This is a genomic window from Pinisolibacter sp. (assembly GCF_036782435.1).
GTDB lineage: Bacteria > Pseudomonadota > Alphaproteobacteria > Rhizobiales > Ancalomicrobiaceae > CALBKH01.
The window spans coordinates 146,114-161,212 of the sequence record NZ_DAIPZB010000001.1; the positions used below are offsets into that span (position 1 = coordinate 146,114).

Sequence of the window (15,099 nt, forward strand, 5' to 3'; positions counted from 1 at the left end):
CCCGGCGACCCATCGGCGGCGCGACGCGGGGAAAGGCAGATGGGTCCCCGGGTCGAGCCCGGGGATGACGGGTGGGGAAGGTCGGAGCAACACTCTCGGCGTTCCGCGAGGCGCATCCGGGAGACCCTCCCTTCTCCCCTTGCGGGAGAAGGTGGCCGAAGGCCGGATGAGGGGGCTGGGCCTTTCCTCCGGTACGACGCCGATGGTCGGTCGATGCGCACTGCCGTGCGCACCCCTCGTCCGCCCCTGACGGGGCACCTTCTCCCGCGAGGGGAGAAGGGGAAAGCCGGGGGTCAGTTCGAGGTCCCGCCGCCGGTCTCCGCGGGGAGAAGGCCCGAGGTCGGACGAGACGATCGATGGATGAACCCGCGGCTCGGCCGCCGGATGATGGAAGATCGAGGCCGCGAGACACGCGCCGTCGACGAGGAGTGAGAGATGACCATGACCGCCACCCGTACCGACCCGATCGCGCTCACCGGCGCGGCGGCCGCGGCGAAGCTCGCGGACGTCCGCGCCGCCCTCCTCGCCGATCGCCTCGCACCGTTCCTGGGGCCAGATCTCCTGACCGCCGACGGCGCGGCGTCGCCTGTTCCCGCGACCCCGGAGGCGATCGCCGCGGCGCTGAACGCCAGGGCGCCCGCCCCCTCGCGCATCCGCAACTCGATGTGGTCGGTCGCCCAGTTCATCGAGCAGCGCCGCCACCGTAAGACGCTCACCGGCTGGATGGCGGAGGTCTTCTCCGCGCCGGTCACGCCGCCGCGCCTGATGAACTTCCTCGCCGGACTGCCGCTCTCGTTGGTCGTCGACACCTGGTACGACGGTGCCTTCCGCGCCGCCCTGACGGCCGCCGGACGCGACGACTATGTCGAGATCCAGGGCGTGACGCGGGCCGGCGAGAGCCGCGACATCTGGGTCAAGGCCTACGACCCCTCGGGCGTGGAAGTGCTCCCCGAGGTCGCGCGATCGGCGCGGACGGTGCTCTACAAGCCCCACGGCGGCATCACCCCGGCGAAGAACTTTCTCGTCGCCGACTCGGATTACGTCGAGGTTCTGACCGAGATCGACATCCAGTCGCCGATCCCCGAGGAGGTGAAGAGCCGGCGCGCCGATCGTGGCTTCCTCTTCGTCGGCTGTCGCTTCCACGACCAGATGCTGAGGATCTACGCCAAGCAGATCACCAAGCGCTCCGCCGGCGGCCACGTGGCGATCGCCGACCTCGCGACGGCGACGAAGAACGAAGTCCGCTTCTACGCCGACATGGGCGTCACGGTGCTCGACATGCCGCTGACCGAGGCGAGCGCGATCCTGGTGGGCTGACGGAGCAGCCCGGCCGCCATCGCGTGCAGACGTCGCCACCCTGCACGAGGCGTGCGGGGGTGCGCGACGTCGTGTGCGAGGGCTCTCGCGGTCCGGCGACCTATCGGCCGATGACCCCGCAGGCCATGCGGGCTCCGCCGCCGCCGAGCGCCGCGGGCTGATCCGAGTAGTTGTCGCCGCCGGCATGGATCATCAGCGAGCGTCCGGCGAGATGGTCCATCGTGAGGCGCGGAGCCGAGACGCTCGCTTTCGAAACACCGTCGGCGCCGACCGAAAGGTAGGGGAGGTCGCCGAGGTGGCCGTGACCATCGGGACCTTCGTGCTTGCCGGTCTTGTCCGGGTCGTAGTGTCCGCCGGCAGCCAGCGCCGCGACCATCTGGCCGTCTTTGTTCGCCGCCGGCGCGCAGGTCGGGTTCTCGTGCATGTGGAAACCATGCATACCGGGAGCGAGCCCGGCGAGATCGGCGGTGAAGACGACGCCGACCGCTGGGGCCTGCGCTGCACGTGCGCGGATCGTACCGAGGTCCTTGCCGTCGCCCGCGGGCGTCGCGGCGAAGATCCGGGTCACGATCTCCGCCGGTTCCGCCGCACCGGCGGAGACCGCCGCGCAAGCCGTGGTGAGAGCGAGGACGGAGAGAAACGTCGTAGCGTGGCGCAGCGTCGTCATGGGGCCTCCAGGAGGGCGAGCGTTTCGATGATCCGCCCTTTCAGAAGAACTAAATTGATCGAAGCCTTCGATGCAACGTTCAGATATTCACGTGTGCTCGAGGCGATCGTCACCGGGAGCGTTGGAGGAAGGCGCGGTGAAACCGGCCGGAGCGGCTCGCCCACGGGGCCGCGGCGGTTCGGCGAAGGCGTCGCCGTGCTCAGACGACGGAAGAGACGCCGAACCAGGGCCGAACGGGACGGATCGCGTTGGCCGTCGACCGAAGATGCGAAGGCGACGGTGTCATCGGCCGCGAAGCGGACCTGGACTGCCGCCGCCATGAGAGCCGTGAGGACCGCGCCGTGAAAACCTTCCATTCGCCCCGCCACGCCGGTCACACCGGCCAACTCGAACTGACCGCCGGCCGGCTGCTCGCGGGCTTCGAATGTCCCGAACGCGCCGAGATCGTTCGCGCCCGCGTCGCCGAGGTCGGGCTCGGGCCGATCCTCGAGCCGGGCGAGGCGAACCTCGACGTCGCCCGCCGCGTCCACCGTCCCGACTATGTCGACTTCCTGCGCGACGCGTGGCGGCTGTGGACCGAGGCCGGCCACGGCGGATCGGCGTTGCCCTTCGTCTGGCCGACGCCGGGCCTGCGCGACGACCTCCGCCCCGAGAAGATCACGCGCTCCTCGGCTACTATTCCTTCGACGCGGGATCCGCCTTCGTCGCCGGGACCTGGGACGCGATCGAGTCCTCCTACGCCTGCGCACTCGCCGCGGCCGACACGTTGGCGGCGGGCGACCGGGCGGCGTTCTCGCTGGCGCGTCCGCCCGGTCATCACGCCGGTGTCCGCGCCGCCGGCGGCTACTGCTACATCAACAACGCCGCCTGCGCCGCGCAGCACCTCCTCGATCGCGGGGCGAAACGCGTCGCCGTCCTCGACGTCGACTTCCACCACGGCAACGGCACCCAGGAGATCTTCTGGCGACGCTCCGACGTCGTGGTCGTCAACCTGCACGGCGATCCGGCGACCGAATACCCCTATTTCCTCGGTGCGGCCGACGAGGTCGGCGACGGCGAGGGGAGGGGCTTCAACCTCAACCTGCCGATGCCCGCGGGTTCCGACTGGTCGGTCTGGAGCGCGGCGCTCGAGCAGGGCTGCCGGCGCATCGGCGAGACCGGCGCCGAGGCGCTCGTCGTCTCGCTCGGCGTCGACACCTACGAGGGCGACCCGATCAGCCACTTCCGCCTGAAGACCGCCGACTATCCGGCGATCGGCGCGCACATCGCCCGCCTCGGCCTGCCGACCGTCTTCGTGCTCGAGGGCGGCTACGCGGTGGCGGCGATCGGTGACAACGTCGTCGGCGTGCTGACCGGCTTCGAAGGCGCGTGACGAAACACCCGCGCCCGCATCGTGCGGGCCGGGTGGTCAAGTCGGGCGGGTCGGCCGCCCCTCAGGCGTCGACGGGCAGCGGCTTGCCGGCGTCGTGGGCGGCGATCCACTTCTCCAGTTCGCGCACGTGGCCCTCCTCCTCCTCGACGAACTCCTTGGCGAGAACTCGGATCTCGGGATCGTCGGTGGTGGCGAGCACGTGGGCGTAGAAGGCGAGGCCCGCCTTTTCCGCCTCCAGTGCGATGTGCAGCGCCTCGTCGCGGGCGATGAACGGATCGGCGGCCCAGATGGCGGCGCGTTCGGGGCTCTCGCCCTGCGGCCAGTGGAAGTCCTGCGGTCCCATCTCCGGGATCTCGCGGAAGCCGGCCCGCGCCTTGGCGTCGCCCATGTGCAGCGCCGAATAGTCGGAGAGCCGGCGGAAGAGCTTCGCCACCTGGGCGTTGCCGTAGGTCGCCATACTGTCGGCGAGCTCGCCGAAGCGCAACATCGCCTCCTCCTCGAGCTTGATGGCATAGGCGAGGAATTCCTCGACGTTCTTCATCTCTCGTCTCCACTCGATGTGGCGGCGGGCGGGGCGGACCCCGCCCGTCGGGGGAGGATCACTCGGCGCCGCCGGGCTCGTCGCCGGCGAACTTCACCAGGATGTCCTGGTCGCGGACGATGGTCTGACAAGCGAGCCGGTACTTCGGCATGATGTCGTCGGTCTCGGCCTTGGCGATCTCGGCGGAGGTGATCTTGCCGAGCGACTTCAACATGCTCTTCTCCTTGTCGGTGAGCATCGAGCCCATGGTCTTGCCGGTGAGCGTGACGATCTCGCACAGGCACGAGCCGCATTCGCCGTCGCGGCACTCGAACGGGATCGGGATCTTGTTCTTCTCGGCGACCGACAGGATCGTGCCGCGATCGCCGGCGATGGCGTAGACGGTCACGTCCTTGTGGAGGAGTGGGGAGGAAAAGGTGACATTGGCCATGCGCGTGGCTCCACTTGCGGGGTGAGGACCGGCGAGAACCCCATGGACGAAGGCGCACCCCGGGGGCGGCCCGCGCCCCGAGACGGGGTTCGCGTCACCCCCTTCGAGCAAGCCCCGCGCCAAGGCGCCGGGAGCTCCGATTTCCCCGGTTTTTCCAGGACGGAACGAGTGCGCGCGCCTCGCGCGGGCGGGCGCGAGGGGAGGGGTGTCGCGAATTTGTCGGGGTCGCGACAGGACCTGTCGGGATGGGGAGGTCCGGCCGTGTCGGACGCGACCCCGACAGCGCTTGTCGCGAAATGTCGGGGTCGCGACAGGGCCGGTCCGAGCCCTCCGAATTATGTGAGAACACAGCATCATGTTGTTTTCATTGACATAAAAAATTTAGCGCCGGCTCCTTCGGCAGTTGGCACGAAGCTTGAAATCTCTTGGCTGCGAAGGCGGCGGAAGCTGCCGGACGGATGAACGACACCGGACGGTGTCCGACCAGTTTCCACGAAACCGCGTTTCCTCGAAGGGGTTCGAAACATGGCCAAGCTTCGGCAGATCGCCTTCTACGGCAAGGGTGGCATCGGCAAGTCCACCACCTCCCAGAACACGCTCGCCGCTCTCGTCGAGATGGGTCAGAAGATCCTCATCGTCGGCTGCGATCCCAAGGCGGACTCGACCCGCCTGATCCTGAACACCAAGCTCCAGGACACCGTTCTTCATCTCGCGGCGGAAGCCGGCTCGGTCGAGGACCTCGAAATCGAGGACGTCATGAAGATCGGCTACAAGGGCATCAAGTGCACCGAGTCCGGTGGCCCGGAGCCGGGCGTCGGCTGCGCCGGCCGCGGCGTCATCACCGCCATCAACTTCCTGGAAGAGAACGGCGCCTACGACGACGTGGACTACGTGTCCTACGACGTGCTCGGCGACGTCGTCTGCGGCGGCTTCGCCATGCCGATCCGCGAGAACAAGGCGCAAGAGATCTACATCGTCATGTCCGGCGAGATGATGGCGCTCTATGCCGCCAACAACATCGCCAAGGGCATCCTGAAGTACGCCCACTCCGGCGGCGTGCGCCTCGGCGGACTGATCTGCAACGAGCGTCAGACCGACAAGGAACTCGAGCTCGCCGAGGCTCTCGCCGAGCGTCTGGGCTGCAAGCTCATCCACTTCGTGCCGCGCGACAACATCGTCCAGCACGCCGAGCTGCGCCGCCAGACGGTCATCGAGTACGCTCCGACCTCCAAGCAGGCCGGCGAGTACCGCGAACTGGCCCGCAAGATCCACGAGAACTCCGGCAAGGGCGTCATCCCGACCCCGATCACCATGGAAGAGCTCGAGGACATGCTGATCGAGTTCGGCATCATGAAGACCGAAGAGCAGCAGCTCGCCGAGCTTCAGGCCAAGGAAGCCGCCGCGCAGTGATGCGGTGTCGTCGGGTCGCGGCACTCCCGCGACCCGGCCCTCCTCGGAGGATCCATCTCCATCGAACGGCCCCTTCGCGGGCCATGCGCCACGGCTCCGGACCGTGCGTGGGCGAAGCCATGCCCGCCGGTCCTCGAAGAAGGGGGTTCCCATGAGCCTCGATTATGAGAACGACGGCGAAATGCACGCCAAGCTGATCGAGGAGGTCCTCGCTCAGTATCCCGACAAGTTCGCCAAGCGCCGCAAGAAGCATCTGTCGGTCGCGTCCGACGCCGGCACCGAGGAGATCGAGGGCGAGACCCAGGCGATCACCGAGTGCGACGTCAAGTCGAACATCAAGTCGATCCCGGGTGTCATGACCATCCGCGGCTGCGCCTACGCCGGCTCCAAGGGCGTGGTGTGGGGTCCGATCAAGGACATGGTCCACATCTCCCACGGCCCCGTCGGCTGCGGCCAGTACTCCTGGTCCCAGCGCCGCAACTACTACATCGGCAACACCGGCATCGACACCTTCGTGACGATGCAGTTCACCTCCGACTTCCAGGAGCGTGACATCGTCTTCGGCGGCGACAAGAAGCTCGAGCGCATCATCGACGAGATCGAGGGTCTGTTCCCGCTGGCGAACGGCATCTCGATCCAGTCGGAATGCCCGATCGGCCTGATCGGCGACGACATCGAAGCGGTGTCGAAGAAGAAGGCCAAGGAGCACGACACCACCATCGTGCCGGTGCGTTGCGAAGGCTTCCGCGGCGTCTCGCAGTCGCTCGGCCACCACATCGCCAACGACGCGATCCGCGACTGGGTCTTCGACAAGAAGGATCGCGAGGTCGTCACCACGCCCTACGACGTCAACGTCATCGGCGACTACAACATCGGCGGCGACGCCTGGGCCTCGCGCATCCTGCTCGAGGAGATCGGTCTGCGCGTCGTCGGCAACTGGTCGGGCGATGCGACGCTCGCCGAGGTCGAGAACGCCCCCAAGGCCAAGCTCAACCTCATCCACTGCTACCGCTCGATGAACTACATCTGCCGGCACATGGAAGAGAAGTACGGTATCCCGTGGATGGAGTACAACTTCTTCGGTCCCTCGCAGATCGCCCTGAGCTTGCGCAAGATCGCCAAGCACTACGGCCCCGAGATCGAGGCCAAGGCGGAAGAGGTGATCGCCAAGTACCAGCCGCTGGTCGACAAGATCATCGACAAGTACGGCCCGCGCCTGAAGGGCAAGAAGGTGATGCTCTACGTCGGTGGCCTGCGCCCCCGTCACGTGGTCAACGCCTACGAAGACCTGGGCATGGAGATCGCCGGCACGGGCTACGAGTTCGCCCACAACGACGACTACCAGCGCACCGGTCACTACGTGAAGAAGGGCACGCTGATCTACGACGACGTCACCGGCTACGAACTCGAGAAGTTCATCGAGAAGGTCCGTCCCGACCTGGTCGGCTCGGGCATCAAGGAGAAGTACCCGGTGCAGAAGATGGGCATCCCGTTCCGTCAGATGCACTCCTGGGACTACTCCGGCCCGTACCACGGCTACGACGGCTTCGCGATCTTCGCGCGCGACATGGATCTGGCGATCAACAACCCGGTCTGGGATCTGTTCGACGCCCCCTGGACCAAGGAAGCGCCGCTCGCAGCCGCGGCGGAGTGATCGGCCGAATGCTCGGGGGGCACCGGTGTGATCCGGTGAGGCCCAGCCCCCTCTCCCTGTCCCTCCCCAAGTCCAACTCGGATGTTTCCGAGTTGGACAACCCGGAAAGTTCGAAATCGGATGTATCCGATTTCGATAGGGGGGAGGGGACTCCAGAGGAGAGGACCTTCGCAAATCGGAGTCCGGTCTTCCGGGCGCGGCGCGAAGAGCGGGCGGGGCGTCGACCCCAGCGTTCCTTCCCCCACCGAAATCGGATGTATCCGATTTCGGCCCTTGGAAGTGGTCCAACTCGGATAGATCCGAGTTGGACAGGGGGAGGGACAGGGAGGGGGGGCTCGGCCCCTCCGATCCGACGAAGCCGAAACGACGACACGACATCCCGCCGCGAGCTCTTCGCCCGCGCGAACCCTCGTTCACACCCCGGTGCACGTCCGCCGTATGGCGCGGAGGCCCCAAGAGAGGTGACCAGACATGCCGCAGTCAGCCGATCGCGTGCTCGACCACGCTCCGCTCTTCCGCGAGCCCGAGTACCAGGAGATGTTCGCCCGCAAGCGCGCCGAGTTCGAATGCCCGGTGCCGGACGACAAAGTCGCCGAACAGGGCGAGTTCACCAAGACCTGGGACTATCGCGAGAAGAACTTCGCTCGAGAATCCCTCGTCGTGAACCCGGCCAAGGCCTGCCAGCCGCTCGGCGCGGTGTTCGCCGCCGCCGGCTTCTCCAAGTGTATGAGCTTCGTGCACGGCTCGCAGGGTTGCGTCGCCTACTATCGTTCGCACCTCTCCCGTCACTTCAAGGAGCCGTGCTCGGCGGTCTCCTCGTCGATGACCGAAGACGCGGCGGTGTTCGGCGGCCTGCAGAACATGATCGACGGCCTCGCCAACTGCTCGTCGCTCTATCAGCCCGACATGATCGCGGTGTCGACCACCTGCATGGCCGAAGTCATCGGCGACGACCTGCAGGGCTTCATCCAGAACGCCAAGAAGAAGGGCTCGGTGGCGGAGGACTTCCCCGTCCCCTACGCCCACACCCCGGCCTTCGTCGGCAGCCACGTCGACGGCTACGACAACATGATCAAGGGTATCCTCGAGAACTTCTGGAAGGGCGCCGAGCGCACTCCCGGCACCTCGATCAACATCATCCCCGGCTTCGACGGCTACTGCGTCGGCAACAACCGCGAGCTGAAGCGCCTCCTCGACATGATGGGTGTCGACTACACCTTCATCTCCGACGCCTCCGACCAGTTCGACACCCCCTCGGACGGTGAGTTCCGCATGTACGACGGCGGCACCACCATCGATCAGGTCAAGGGCGCGCTGAACGCCAAGGGCACGATCTCGCTGCAATACTGGAACACCCGCAAGACGATGGACTACATCGCCGAGCAGGGCCAGGAGACCGCGACCTTCAACTACCCGCTCGGCATCCGCGCCACCGACGCCTTCCTGATGAAGGTCTCGGAGCTCTCGGGCAAGGCGATCCCCGAAGCGATCCGCATGGAACGCGGCCGCCTCGTCGACGCCATGGCCGACAGCCAGTCGCACCTGCACGGCAAGAAGTACGCGATCTACGGCGATCCGGACTTCGTTCGCGCCATGGCCCAGTTCATCATGGAGACCGGCGGCGAGCCGACCCACTGTCTCGCGACCAACGGCACCAAGGCCTGGGATGCCGAGATGAAGGAGATGCTGGCGGCGAACCCGTTCGGCAAGGCGGCCCAGGTGTGGGCGGGCAAGGACCTCTGGCATCTGCGCTCGCTGCTCTTCACCGAGCCGGTCGACTTCATGATCGGCAACTCCTACGGCAAGTACCTGGAGCGCGACACCGGCACGCCGCTGATCCGCCTGACCTTCCCGGTCTTCGACCGTCACCACCACCACCGCTTCCCGCTGATGGGCTACCAGGGCGGCCTGCGCGTGCTGACGACGATCCTCGACAAGGTCTTCGACAAGCTCGACGCCGACACCATCATCCCCGGCGTCACCGACTACTCCTTCGACCTCACCCGCTGAGGCCCGTCGGAAACCCGACCTGTCGGACATGCGACGGCCGCCCGAAAGGGCGGCCGTTTCGTAACGAAATTCGTTCCAATCGGTATTTGACGAAGTGGCAGAATCGCGCAAAAATTGTCCATAAGTTATTTTCTCGCTTCAAGGAGATTATCAATGTCTCTTGGGTTGACCAATCTGCAGAGTATTTTTCAGTTATCTGTTGCGTTAAATCTGGGTTTTCTTGGGTTTATTTCGCTATCAGGAGATGCTTTGAAAAGGGAGGAGCTTTTAATTAATGATCTTTCTCTTCTTATGGAGCAAAGTCGCAATTATATTATCTCTGATGATGTTTTTCTGCACAGATATAATGAATTAAAACTCGAAATTGAAAGGCTACAAACGGATAGAATTAGCGCATCTCAAAGAATAGAAGCTGCTACATATGGATGGATGAGGTACGTTGTCTTGGCTACAGCAGTAGCATCAATATTGTTACTATTTTATTCCTCCCTATCATCTGGAGATGCTGGTGACTGGATGGGTGTTGTATCGATATTACTATTTATGCCTTTTGTATTTATGCTTGGTAGAATTTCCTGGTTGACAAAGCGGGAGGCCGGGGTAATTAGGCCGCAAAGGGATGAGTTGGATAGGCGGGTCACAAGCTTGTTGGAAGATTGTTCACCGCGAACGGAACAAGAAGGCGAGTAGAAATGTCGATTTTGTTTGAGGGTGACGGATGTATGCAATGCCCTGAGTGGCATGCAATCCAAGATCAAATAAGGCGCGCACGCAATGGTTATGAAGAAATCAACAGAGCGCGGATATTCCAAGTTTTGCGCGAGTCCGGGTGGGGAGTCCTAAAAGGCTATCCAAAGTTTCGGAAGTCTGGAAAGAAGTTGCTTAAAATGGTAAACGACTCGAAAGTGATTACTTTTACAACTTTTGATCGCGGCCCGGATATCGTGATTCGGTGTGAAGGCAAATGTGCGGTGGTTTGAGTAGGGTTTTTGGGATTACTTTTAATTTAGATGTATTATAGTAGCGGCTACCAAGAAGGTGGCCGCTTATTTTTCTTAATATTTATCATTGGAAAATATTTGGCTAATTGGGTTTGGCGTATTGTGGTTTTTATATTAATTTCGATTTTTGCGGCATCTATATAAAACTGCCGTCGATCGGCATCTAAGATGATGAATCAGGATAAGCGTTCTCAATTGTTGGAGAAGGGTGTTTGCTATTTGCGAGTGGTCTGTAATTGTGGATCAATCACTTTGTGTTCGCGCTTCAAACAGTTTGATGTGGAATTATGAGCGTGGACGTTGTACTTCTGTGATGGCTTCGCAAGTTCGTCAACGTCTCCAATTTGCCTATTATAGAGATTTTAAATTTGCCGTACGGCGCTTTGTTGGCATGGTAGTGCGCTATTTCCGTCGCAAATTTTATTGACGATAAACGTTTCCTTTGCGGTGGACTTTTTCTGAACGCTGCTTCGGCGTTTGTGTCGACCCCTGGCACACCGCTTGCTCCTTCCCCTCTGACGAAAGCGCTTTGTCGGAACCCCGACAAAGCCGACGAGAGGGGAAGACGACATGCTCTCGCCGAAGGTTCAGGCGCTGTTCGACGAGCCCGGTTGCGACAAGAACCAGGCGAAGGACGACAAGGCGCGCAAGAAGGGCTGTTCCAAGCCGCTCACCCCCGGCGCGGCCGCCGGCGGTTGCGCTTTCGACGGCGCCAAGATCGTGCTGCAGCCGATCACCGACGCCGCCCATCTCGTCCATGCGCCGCTCGCCTGCGAGGGCAACTCCTGGGACAACCGCGGCGCCGCGTCCTCCGGCCCGATGCTGTGGCGCACCTCCTTCACCACCGATCTCACCGAACTCGACGTGGTGATGGGGCAGGGCGAGCGGAAGCTCTACCGGGCGATCCGCGAGATCATCGAGGAGCACGCCCCCCCGGCGGTCTTCGTCTACGAGACCTGCGTCACCGCGCTGATCGGCGACGACCTCGACGCGGTCTGCCGCCATGCCACCGACAAGTTCGGCGTCCCCGTCATCCCCGTCCATGCCGCCGGCTTCGTCGGTTCGAAGAACCTCGGCAACAAGCTCGCCGGCGAAGCCCTCCTCGATCACGTCATCGGCACCCACGAGCCCGACGACGTCGGCCCGACCGACATCAACATCCTCGGCGAGTTCAATCTCGTCGGTGAATTCTGGATGGTGAAGCCGCTCCTCGACGAGCTCGGCATCCGGGTGCGCGCCTGCATCCCCGGCGATGCGCGCTATCTAGACGTCGCGTCCGCCCACACGGCGAAGGCGTCGATGATGGTGTGCTCGACGGCGCTGATCAATCTCGCCCGCAAGATGGAGGAGCGCTGGGGCATCCCCTTCTTCGAGGGCTCGTTCTACGGCGTCGCCGACACCTCCGACGCGCTCCGGCAGATCGCGAAGTTGCTCGTCGAGCGCGGCGTACCGGCCGACCTGATCGACCGCACCGAGGCGCTGATCGCCCGGGAAGAGGCGATCGTCTGGGCGAAGTTGGAGCGCTATCGCGCTCGGCTCTCGGGCAAGCGGGTGTTGCTCAACACCGGCGGCGTCAAGTCGTGGTCGGTCGCCTCGGCGCTGATGGAGATCGGCATCGAGATCGTCGGCACCTCGACCAAGAAGTCGACGGACGAGGACAAGGAGCGGATCAGAGAGCTGCTCGAGGACGAGCACAAGATGTTCGAAGGGCTCGCGCCGCGCGATCTCTACACGCTGCTCGAGCGTCACGATGCCGACATCATGCTGTCGGGCGGCCGCACCCAGTTCATCGCGCTGAAGGCGCGCATGCCCTGGCTCGACATCAACCAGGAGCGCCACCACCCCTACGCCGGCTACGACGGCATGGTGGAACTCGTCCGCCAGATCGACATCGCCATCGCCAATCCGATGTGGGCCGAGGTCAATGCGCCGTCGCCCTTCGACGCGGAGGGCAACGTGATCGGCGAGACGGTGATCGGGCTGTCGCGGAGATCCGCCGGCGCCCAGCCCCCCCTCCCTGTCCCTCCCCCTCCAGGGGGGAGGGGACTTGCGGGGATGGGGTCTTCGCAAAGCGTCGGTCGTGAGGATGTCGGCCAGTCGTCGAGCTTCGGCGCCGGAGGTTCGACGGGCGGTACCCCATCGTCCTCTCCCCCCTCGAGGGGGAGAGACAGAGAGGGGGGGCTGGGCTTCGCCTCGGTCGCCACGTCCGACCTCACCCCCACCCACACCTACAAGAAGTTCGCCGGCTCAGGCTCCGGCGACGCCGACGATTGCTGAGGAGGAACCCATGGCCCACGTCCTCCATTCGGAGAAAGCGGCGTCCACCAATCCCTTGAAGTCGAGCCAGCCGCTCGGCGCCGCCTTCGCCTATCTCGGCGTCGACGGTTGCGTGCCGCTGTTCCACGGCTCCCAGGGCTGCACCTCCTTCGCCCTCGTGCTCTTCGTCCGCCACTTCAAGGAGACGATCCCGCTGCAGACGACGGCGATGGACGAGGTCGCCACCATCATGGGCGGCGCCGATCACCTCGAAGAGGCGATCCTCAACCTGAAGAACCGTACCAAGCCGAAGCTGATCGGCATCGCCACCACGGCGCTGGTCGAGACCCGCGGCGAGGACTTCGCCGGCGATCTGGCGATCATCAAGGCGAAGCGCGCCGAGGCGCTGGTCGGCACCGAGGTGGTGCTGGCCGCCACGCCCGACTTCAACGGCTCGATCGAGGACGGCTGGTCGAAGGCCGTCGTCGCGATGATCGACGGCATCACCGCCCGCGTCTCGGCCCGCCGCAACCCGCGCCGGGTCGCGGTTCTCCCCGGCTTCGACCTGACGGTCGCCGACATCGAGGAGATCCGCGAGACGATCGAGGCCTTCGGGCTCGAGCCGACGATCCTGCCCGACGTCTCCGGCGCGCTCGACGGCACCGTACCGGGCAGGTGGATCCCGACCACCTACGGCGGCACCTCGGTCGAGGACATCCGCACGCTGGGTGAATGCGTCCATTGCCTCGCCGTCGGCGAGAACCAGCGGGCGGCGGCCGAGAAGCTGGCCGAGGTCGCCGACGTCCCCTACACGCTGTTCGGCACGCTGACCGGGCTGAGGCCCTTCGATCGCTTCGTCACGGCGCTCTCGGAGATCTCCGGGCGGCCGGTGCCGGCGAAGCTACGCCGCCAGCGCTCGCAGCTCGCCGACGCCCTGCTCGACGGCCATTTCCACTTCGGCGGCAAGAAGATCGCCATCGCCGCCGAACCCGATCTGCTCTACCGGCTGGCGACCTTCTTCGTCGGTCTCGGGGCGGAGGTGACCACCGCGGTGACCACCGTCGGCGGCTCGCGCATCCTCGCCGACGTGCCGGCCGAGACGGTCGAGATCGGCGACCTCGGGCTCTTCGAGAAACTCGCCGGCGACGCCGATCTGCTGGTCACCCACAGCCACGGCCGTCAGGCCTCCGAGCGGTTGGGCATCCCGCTGTTCCGGGTCGGGTTCCCGATCTTCGATCGTCTCGGCACCCAGCACCGCGCCCACGTCGGCTATCGCGGCACCCGCGATCTGATCTTCGAAGTCGCCAACATCTTCCAGTCCCACCTCCATGCGCCCACGCCGGAGGGCCTGAACCCCTTCGCCAGGAGAGAGACCGACCATGACAGCCGTCCGTCGTCTGAGCCTCGTCGCCACTGACGGGGAGATGCCCGCCGCGCCCGAGCGCCCCGCCGGGGCGGTGCGCGTCGCCATCGCCACCACCGACATGAAGGCGCTCGACGCCCATTTCGGCTCCGCCAGACGTTTCGCCGTCTACGACGTGACGCAAGCCGGCTGGGGCTTCGTCGAGGCGCTCGCCTTCGACGACGTCACCGAGGAGTCCGGTTCGCACAAGACCGACGGCGACGACCGCATCACCCCGAAGGTGAACGCGCTCTCCGGTTGCCATCTGCTGTTCTGCCTGGCGATCGGTGGTCCCTCCGCCGCCAAGGTGGTCTCGGCCAAGATCCATCCGATCAAGGTCCAGGCGCCTTCGCCGATCGAAGAGGTGCTGGAGAAGACCCGCGCCATGCTCGCCGGTACGCCGCCGCCGTGGCTGCGCAAGGTGCTGGCCCAGGCCGGCGTCGCCGCCCCGAAACCTTCCTTCGCCGACGACTGAAATTCGGACGGATCCGAATTTCACCTGCCGAGAACAAGGGACCGACCATGACCGTCACCGCCGAACTCTCCGCCGACGAGGCCGCCCTCGCCACGCCCTACCTGAAGACACTGGTGCGGCTCGTCCGCGCCGAGGATGCCTACGGCACCTGGGAGAAGCGCTCCGACGCCGATCTCCTGAAGGACTTCATCGTCACCAAGGAACAGCGCCGCCAGATCCCGATCATCGGAGATCCCGACCCGGACGTGCTGTGGCGGGTGGAGAAGTTCTACGCCGCCATCGGCCTCGCCATCGAGGGCGAGGCCGGCCACATCGCCTCGCCGATGATGAAGATGAGCCACGAGGGGTTCGGCCGGGTGATCCTCACCGTCGGCCGGCTGGTGGTGCTGTCGAAGTCGTTGCGCGATGTCCACCGCTGGGGCCACGACGATCTATCGAAGCTCGCCGAGGCCGGCACCAAGGCGGTCGGCGAGGCCTGCGAGATGATCGCCAAGTTCCCCGAAGTCGCCGACTGGTGAACCGCGGGCGGGGCGGCCGCGCCGCTCCGCCTCACCGTCGTCCCCG

At 64.9% G+C, this 15,099-nt stretch carries 14 protein-coding genes; 10 read left to right on the top strand and 4 right to left on the bottom strand.

All coding sequences use genetic code 11. The features are described 5' to 3' along the window. Positions 1–435: 435 nt before the first annotated feature. Positions 436–1,317, top strand: a complete 882-nt coding sequence (locus V7Q42_RS00605) for an SIR2 family NAD-dependent protein deacylase (protein ID WP_333821654.1) — start codon at positions 436–438, stop codon at positions 1,315–1,317. Between the two features lie 100 nt (positions 1,318–1,417). Here V7Q42_RS00605 and sodC read toward each other — a convergent pair whose 3' ends face one another. Both sodC and V7Q42_RS00615 read right to left on the bottom strand, forming a co-directional pair. Then, positions 1,418–1,984: a superoxide dismutase [Cu-Zn] SodC gene (gene sodC / locus V7Q42_RS00610; RefSeq protein ID WP_333821655.1), complete on the bottom strand. Its 567-nt coding sequence runs from the start codon at positions 1,982–1,984 to the stop codon at positions 1,418–1,420. Next, complete coding sequence (locus tag V7Q42_RS00615) at positions 1,981–2,514, bottom strand: hypothetical protein (protein ID WP_333821656.1); 534 nt, start codon at positions 2,512–2,514, stop codon at positions 1,981–1,983. Before V7Q42_RS00615 ends, sodC begins: the two co-directional genes overlap by 4 nt. Before the next feature lie 32 nt (positions 2,515–2,546). Here V7Q42_RS00615 and V7Q42_RS00620 point away from each other — a divergent pair, with 32 nt between their 5' ends. Then, positions 2,547–3,356: a histone deacetylase family protein gene (locus tag V7Q42_RS00620; protein WP_333821657.1), complete on the top strand. Its 810-nt coding sequence runs from the start codon at positions 2,547–2,549 to the stop codon at positions 3,354–3,356. 61 nt (positions 3,357–3,417) lie between these two features. On the opposite strand, the gene V7Q42_RS00625 is transcribed toward V7Q42_RS00620, so the two are convergent. Together V7Q42_RS00625 and V7Q42_RS00630 are read right to left on the bottom strand one after the other, a co-directional pair. Beyond that, entirely contained in the window at positions 3,418–3,897 is a 480-nt protein-coding gene (locus V7Q42_RS00625; protein ID WP_333821658.1) for a ferritin-like domain-containing protein, read from the bottom strand. A gap of 58 nt (positions 3,898–3,955) precedes the next feature. Further along, positions 3,956–4,327, bottom strand: a complete 372-nt coding sequence (locus V7Q42_RS00630; RefSeq protein WP_333821659.1) for a 2Fe-2S iron-sulfur cluster-binding protein — start codon at positions 4,325–4,327, stop codon at positions 3,956–3,958. A gap of 525 nt (positions 4,328–4,852) precedes the next feature. Here V7Q42_RS00630 and nifH point away from each other — a divergent pair. From nifH to V7Q42_RS00670, 8 genes are all read left to right on the top strand, one after another. Then, on the top strand, positions 4,853–5,737 hold the full coding sequence (gene nifH, locus V7Q42_RS00635) for a nitrogenase iron protein (RefSeq protein WP_333821660.1): 885 nt from the start codon (positions 4,853–4,855) through the stop codon (positions 5,735–5,737). A gap of 151 nt (positions 5,738–5,888) precedes the next feature. Continuing rightward, positions 5,889–7,391, top strand: a complete 1,503-nt coding sequence (nifD, locus tag V7Q42_RS00640; protein ID WP_333821661.1) for a nitrogenase molybdenum-iron protein alpha chain — start codon at positions 5,889–5,891, stop codon at positions 7,389–7,391. Positions 7,392–7,862: 471 nt separating this feature from the next. Next, positions 7,863–9,401 (top strand): nitrogenase molybdenum-iron protein subunit beta, encoded by a 1,539-nt coding sequence (nifK, locus tag V7Q42_RS00645; RefSeq protein ID WP_333821662.1) that lies wholly within the window; start codon positions 7,863–7,865, stop codon positions 9,399–9,401. Positions 9,402–9,566: 165 nt separating this feature from the next. Next, positions 9,567–10,091, top strand: a complete 525-nt coding sequence (locus V7Q42_RS00650) for a hypothetical protein (protein ID WP_333821663.1) — start codon at positions 9,567–9,569, stop codon at positions 10,089–10,091. 881 nt (positions 10,092–10,972) lie between these two features. After that, positions 10,973–12,679, top strand: coding sequence for a nitrogenase iron-molybdenum cofactor biosynthesis protein NifE (nifE, locus tag V7Q42_RS00655; RefSeq protein ID WP_333821664.1), 1,707 nt, complete (start codon positions 10,973–10,975; stop codon positions 12,677–12,679). 10 nt (positions 12,680–12,689) lie between these two features. Beyond that, positions 12,690–14,075 carry a nitrogenase iron-molybdenum cofactor biosynthesis protein NifN gene (gene nifN, locus V7Q42_RS00660; RefSeq protein WP_333821666.1) on the top strand — a complete coding sequence of 462 codons (1,386 nt, stop codon included), beginning with the start codon at positions 12,690–12,692 and terminating at the stop codon, positions 14,073–14,075. Then, positions 14,038–14,535 carry a nitrogen fixation protein NifX gene (gene nifX / locus V7Q42_RS00665; RefSeq protein ID WP_333821667.1) on the top strand — a complete coding sequence of 166 codons (498 nt, stop codon included), beginning with the start codon at positions 14,038–14,040 and terminating at the stop codon, positions 14,533–14,535. The genes nifN and nifX overlap by 38 nt, the downstream gene beginning before the upstream one ends. Before the next feature lie 47 nt (positions 14,536–14,582). Next, positions 14,583–15,053 carry a NifX-associated nitrogen fixation protein gene (locus V7Q42_RS00670; RefSeq protein WP_333821668.1) on the top strand — a complete coding sequence of 157 codons (471 nt, stop codon included), beginning with the start codon at positions 14,583–14,585 and terminating at the stop codon, positions 15,051–15,053. Positions 15,054–15,099 lie beyond the last annotated feature (46 nt).

What these genes read in the sequence shown, in the direction of transcription:
- nifE (WP_333821664.1), top strand. Translation starts at nt 10,973, where the DNA reads ATGCTCTCGCCGAAGGTTCAGGCGCTGTTCGACGAGCCCGGTTGCGAC.
- nifK (WP_333821662.1), top strand. Translation starts at nt 7,863, where the DNA reads ATGCCGCAGTCAGCCGATCGCGTGCTCGACCACGCTCCGCTCTTCCGC.
- nifN (WP_333821666.1), top strand. Translation starts at nt 12,690, where the DNA reads ATGGCCCACGTCCTCCATTCGGAGAAAGCGGCGTCCACCAATCCCTTG.
- V7Q42_RS00670 (WP_333821668.1), top strand. Translation starts at nt 14,583, where the DNA reads ATGACCGTCACCGCCGAACTCTCCGCCGACGAGGCCGCCCTCGCCACG.
- V7Q42_RS00625 (WP_333821658.1), bottom strand. Translation starts at nt 3,897, where the DNA reads ATGAAGAACGTCGAGGAATTCCTCGCCTATGCCATCAAGCTCGAGGAG.
- sodC (WP_333821655.1), bottom strand. Translation starts at nt 1,984, where the DNA reads ATGACGACGCTGCGCCACGCTACGACGTTTCTCTCCGTCCTCGCTCTC.
- V7Q42_RS00605 (WP_333821654.1), top strand. Translation starts at nt 436, where the DNA reads ATGACCATGACCGCCACCCGTACCGACCCGATCGCGCTCACCGGCGCG.
- V7Q42_RS00630 (WP_333821659.1), bottom strand. Translation starts at nt 4,327, where the DNA reads ATGGCCAATGTCACCTTTTCCTCCCCACTCCTCCACAAGGACGTGACC.
- nifX (WP_333821667.1), top strand. Translation starts at nt 14,038, where the DNA reads ATGACAGCCGTCCGTCGTCTGAGCCTCGTCGCCACTGACGGGGAGATG.
- nifD (WP_333821661.1), top strand. Translation starts at nt 5,889, where the DNA reads ATGAGCCTCGATTATGAGAACGACGGCGAAATGCACGCCAAGCTGATC.
- nifH (WP_333821660.1), top strand. Translation starts at nt 4,853, where the DNA reads ATGGCCAAGCTTCGGCAGATCGCCTTCTACGGCAAGGGTGGCATCGGC.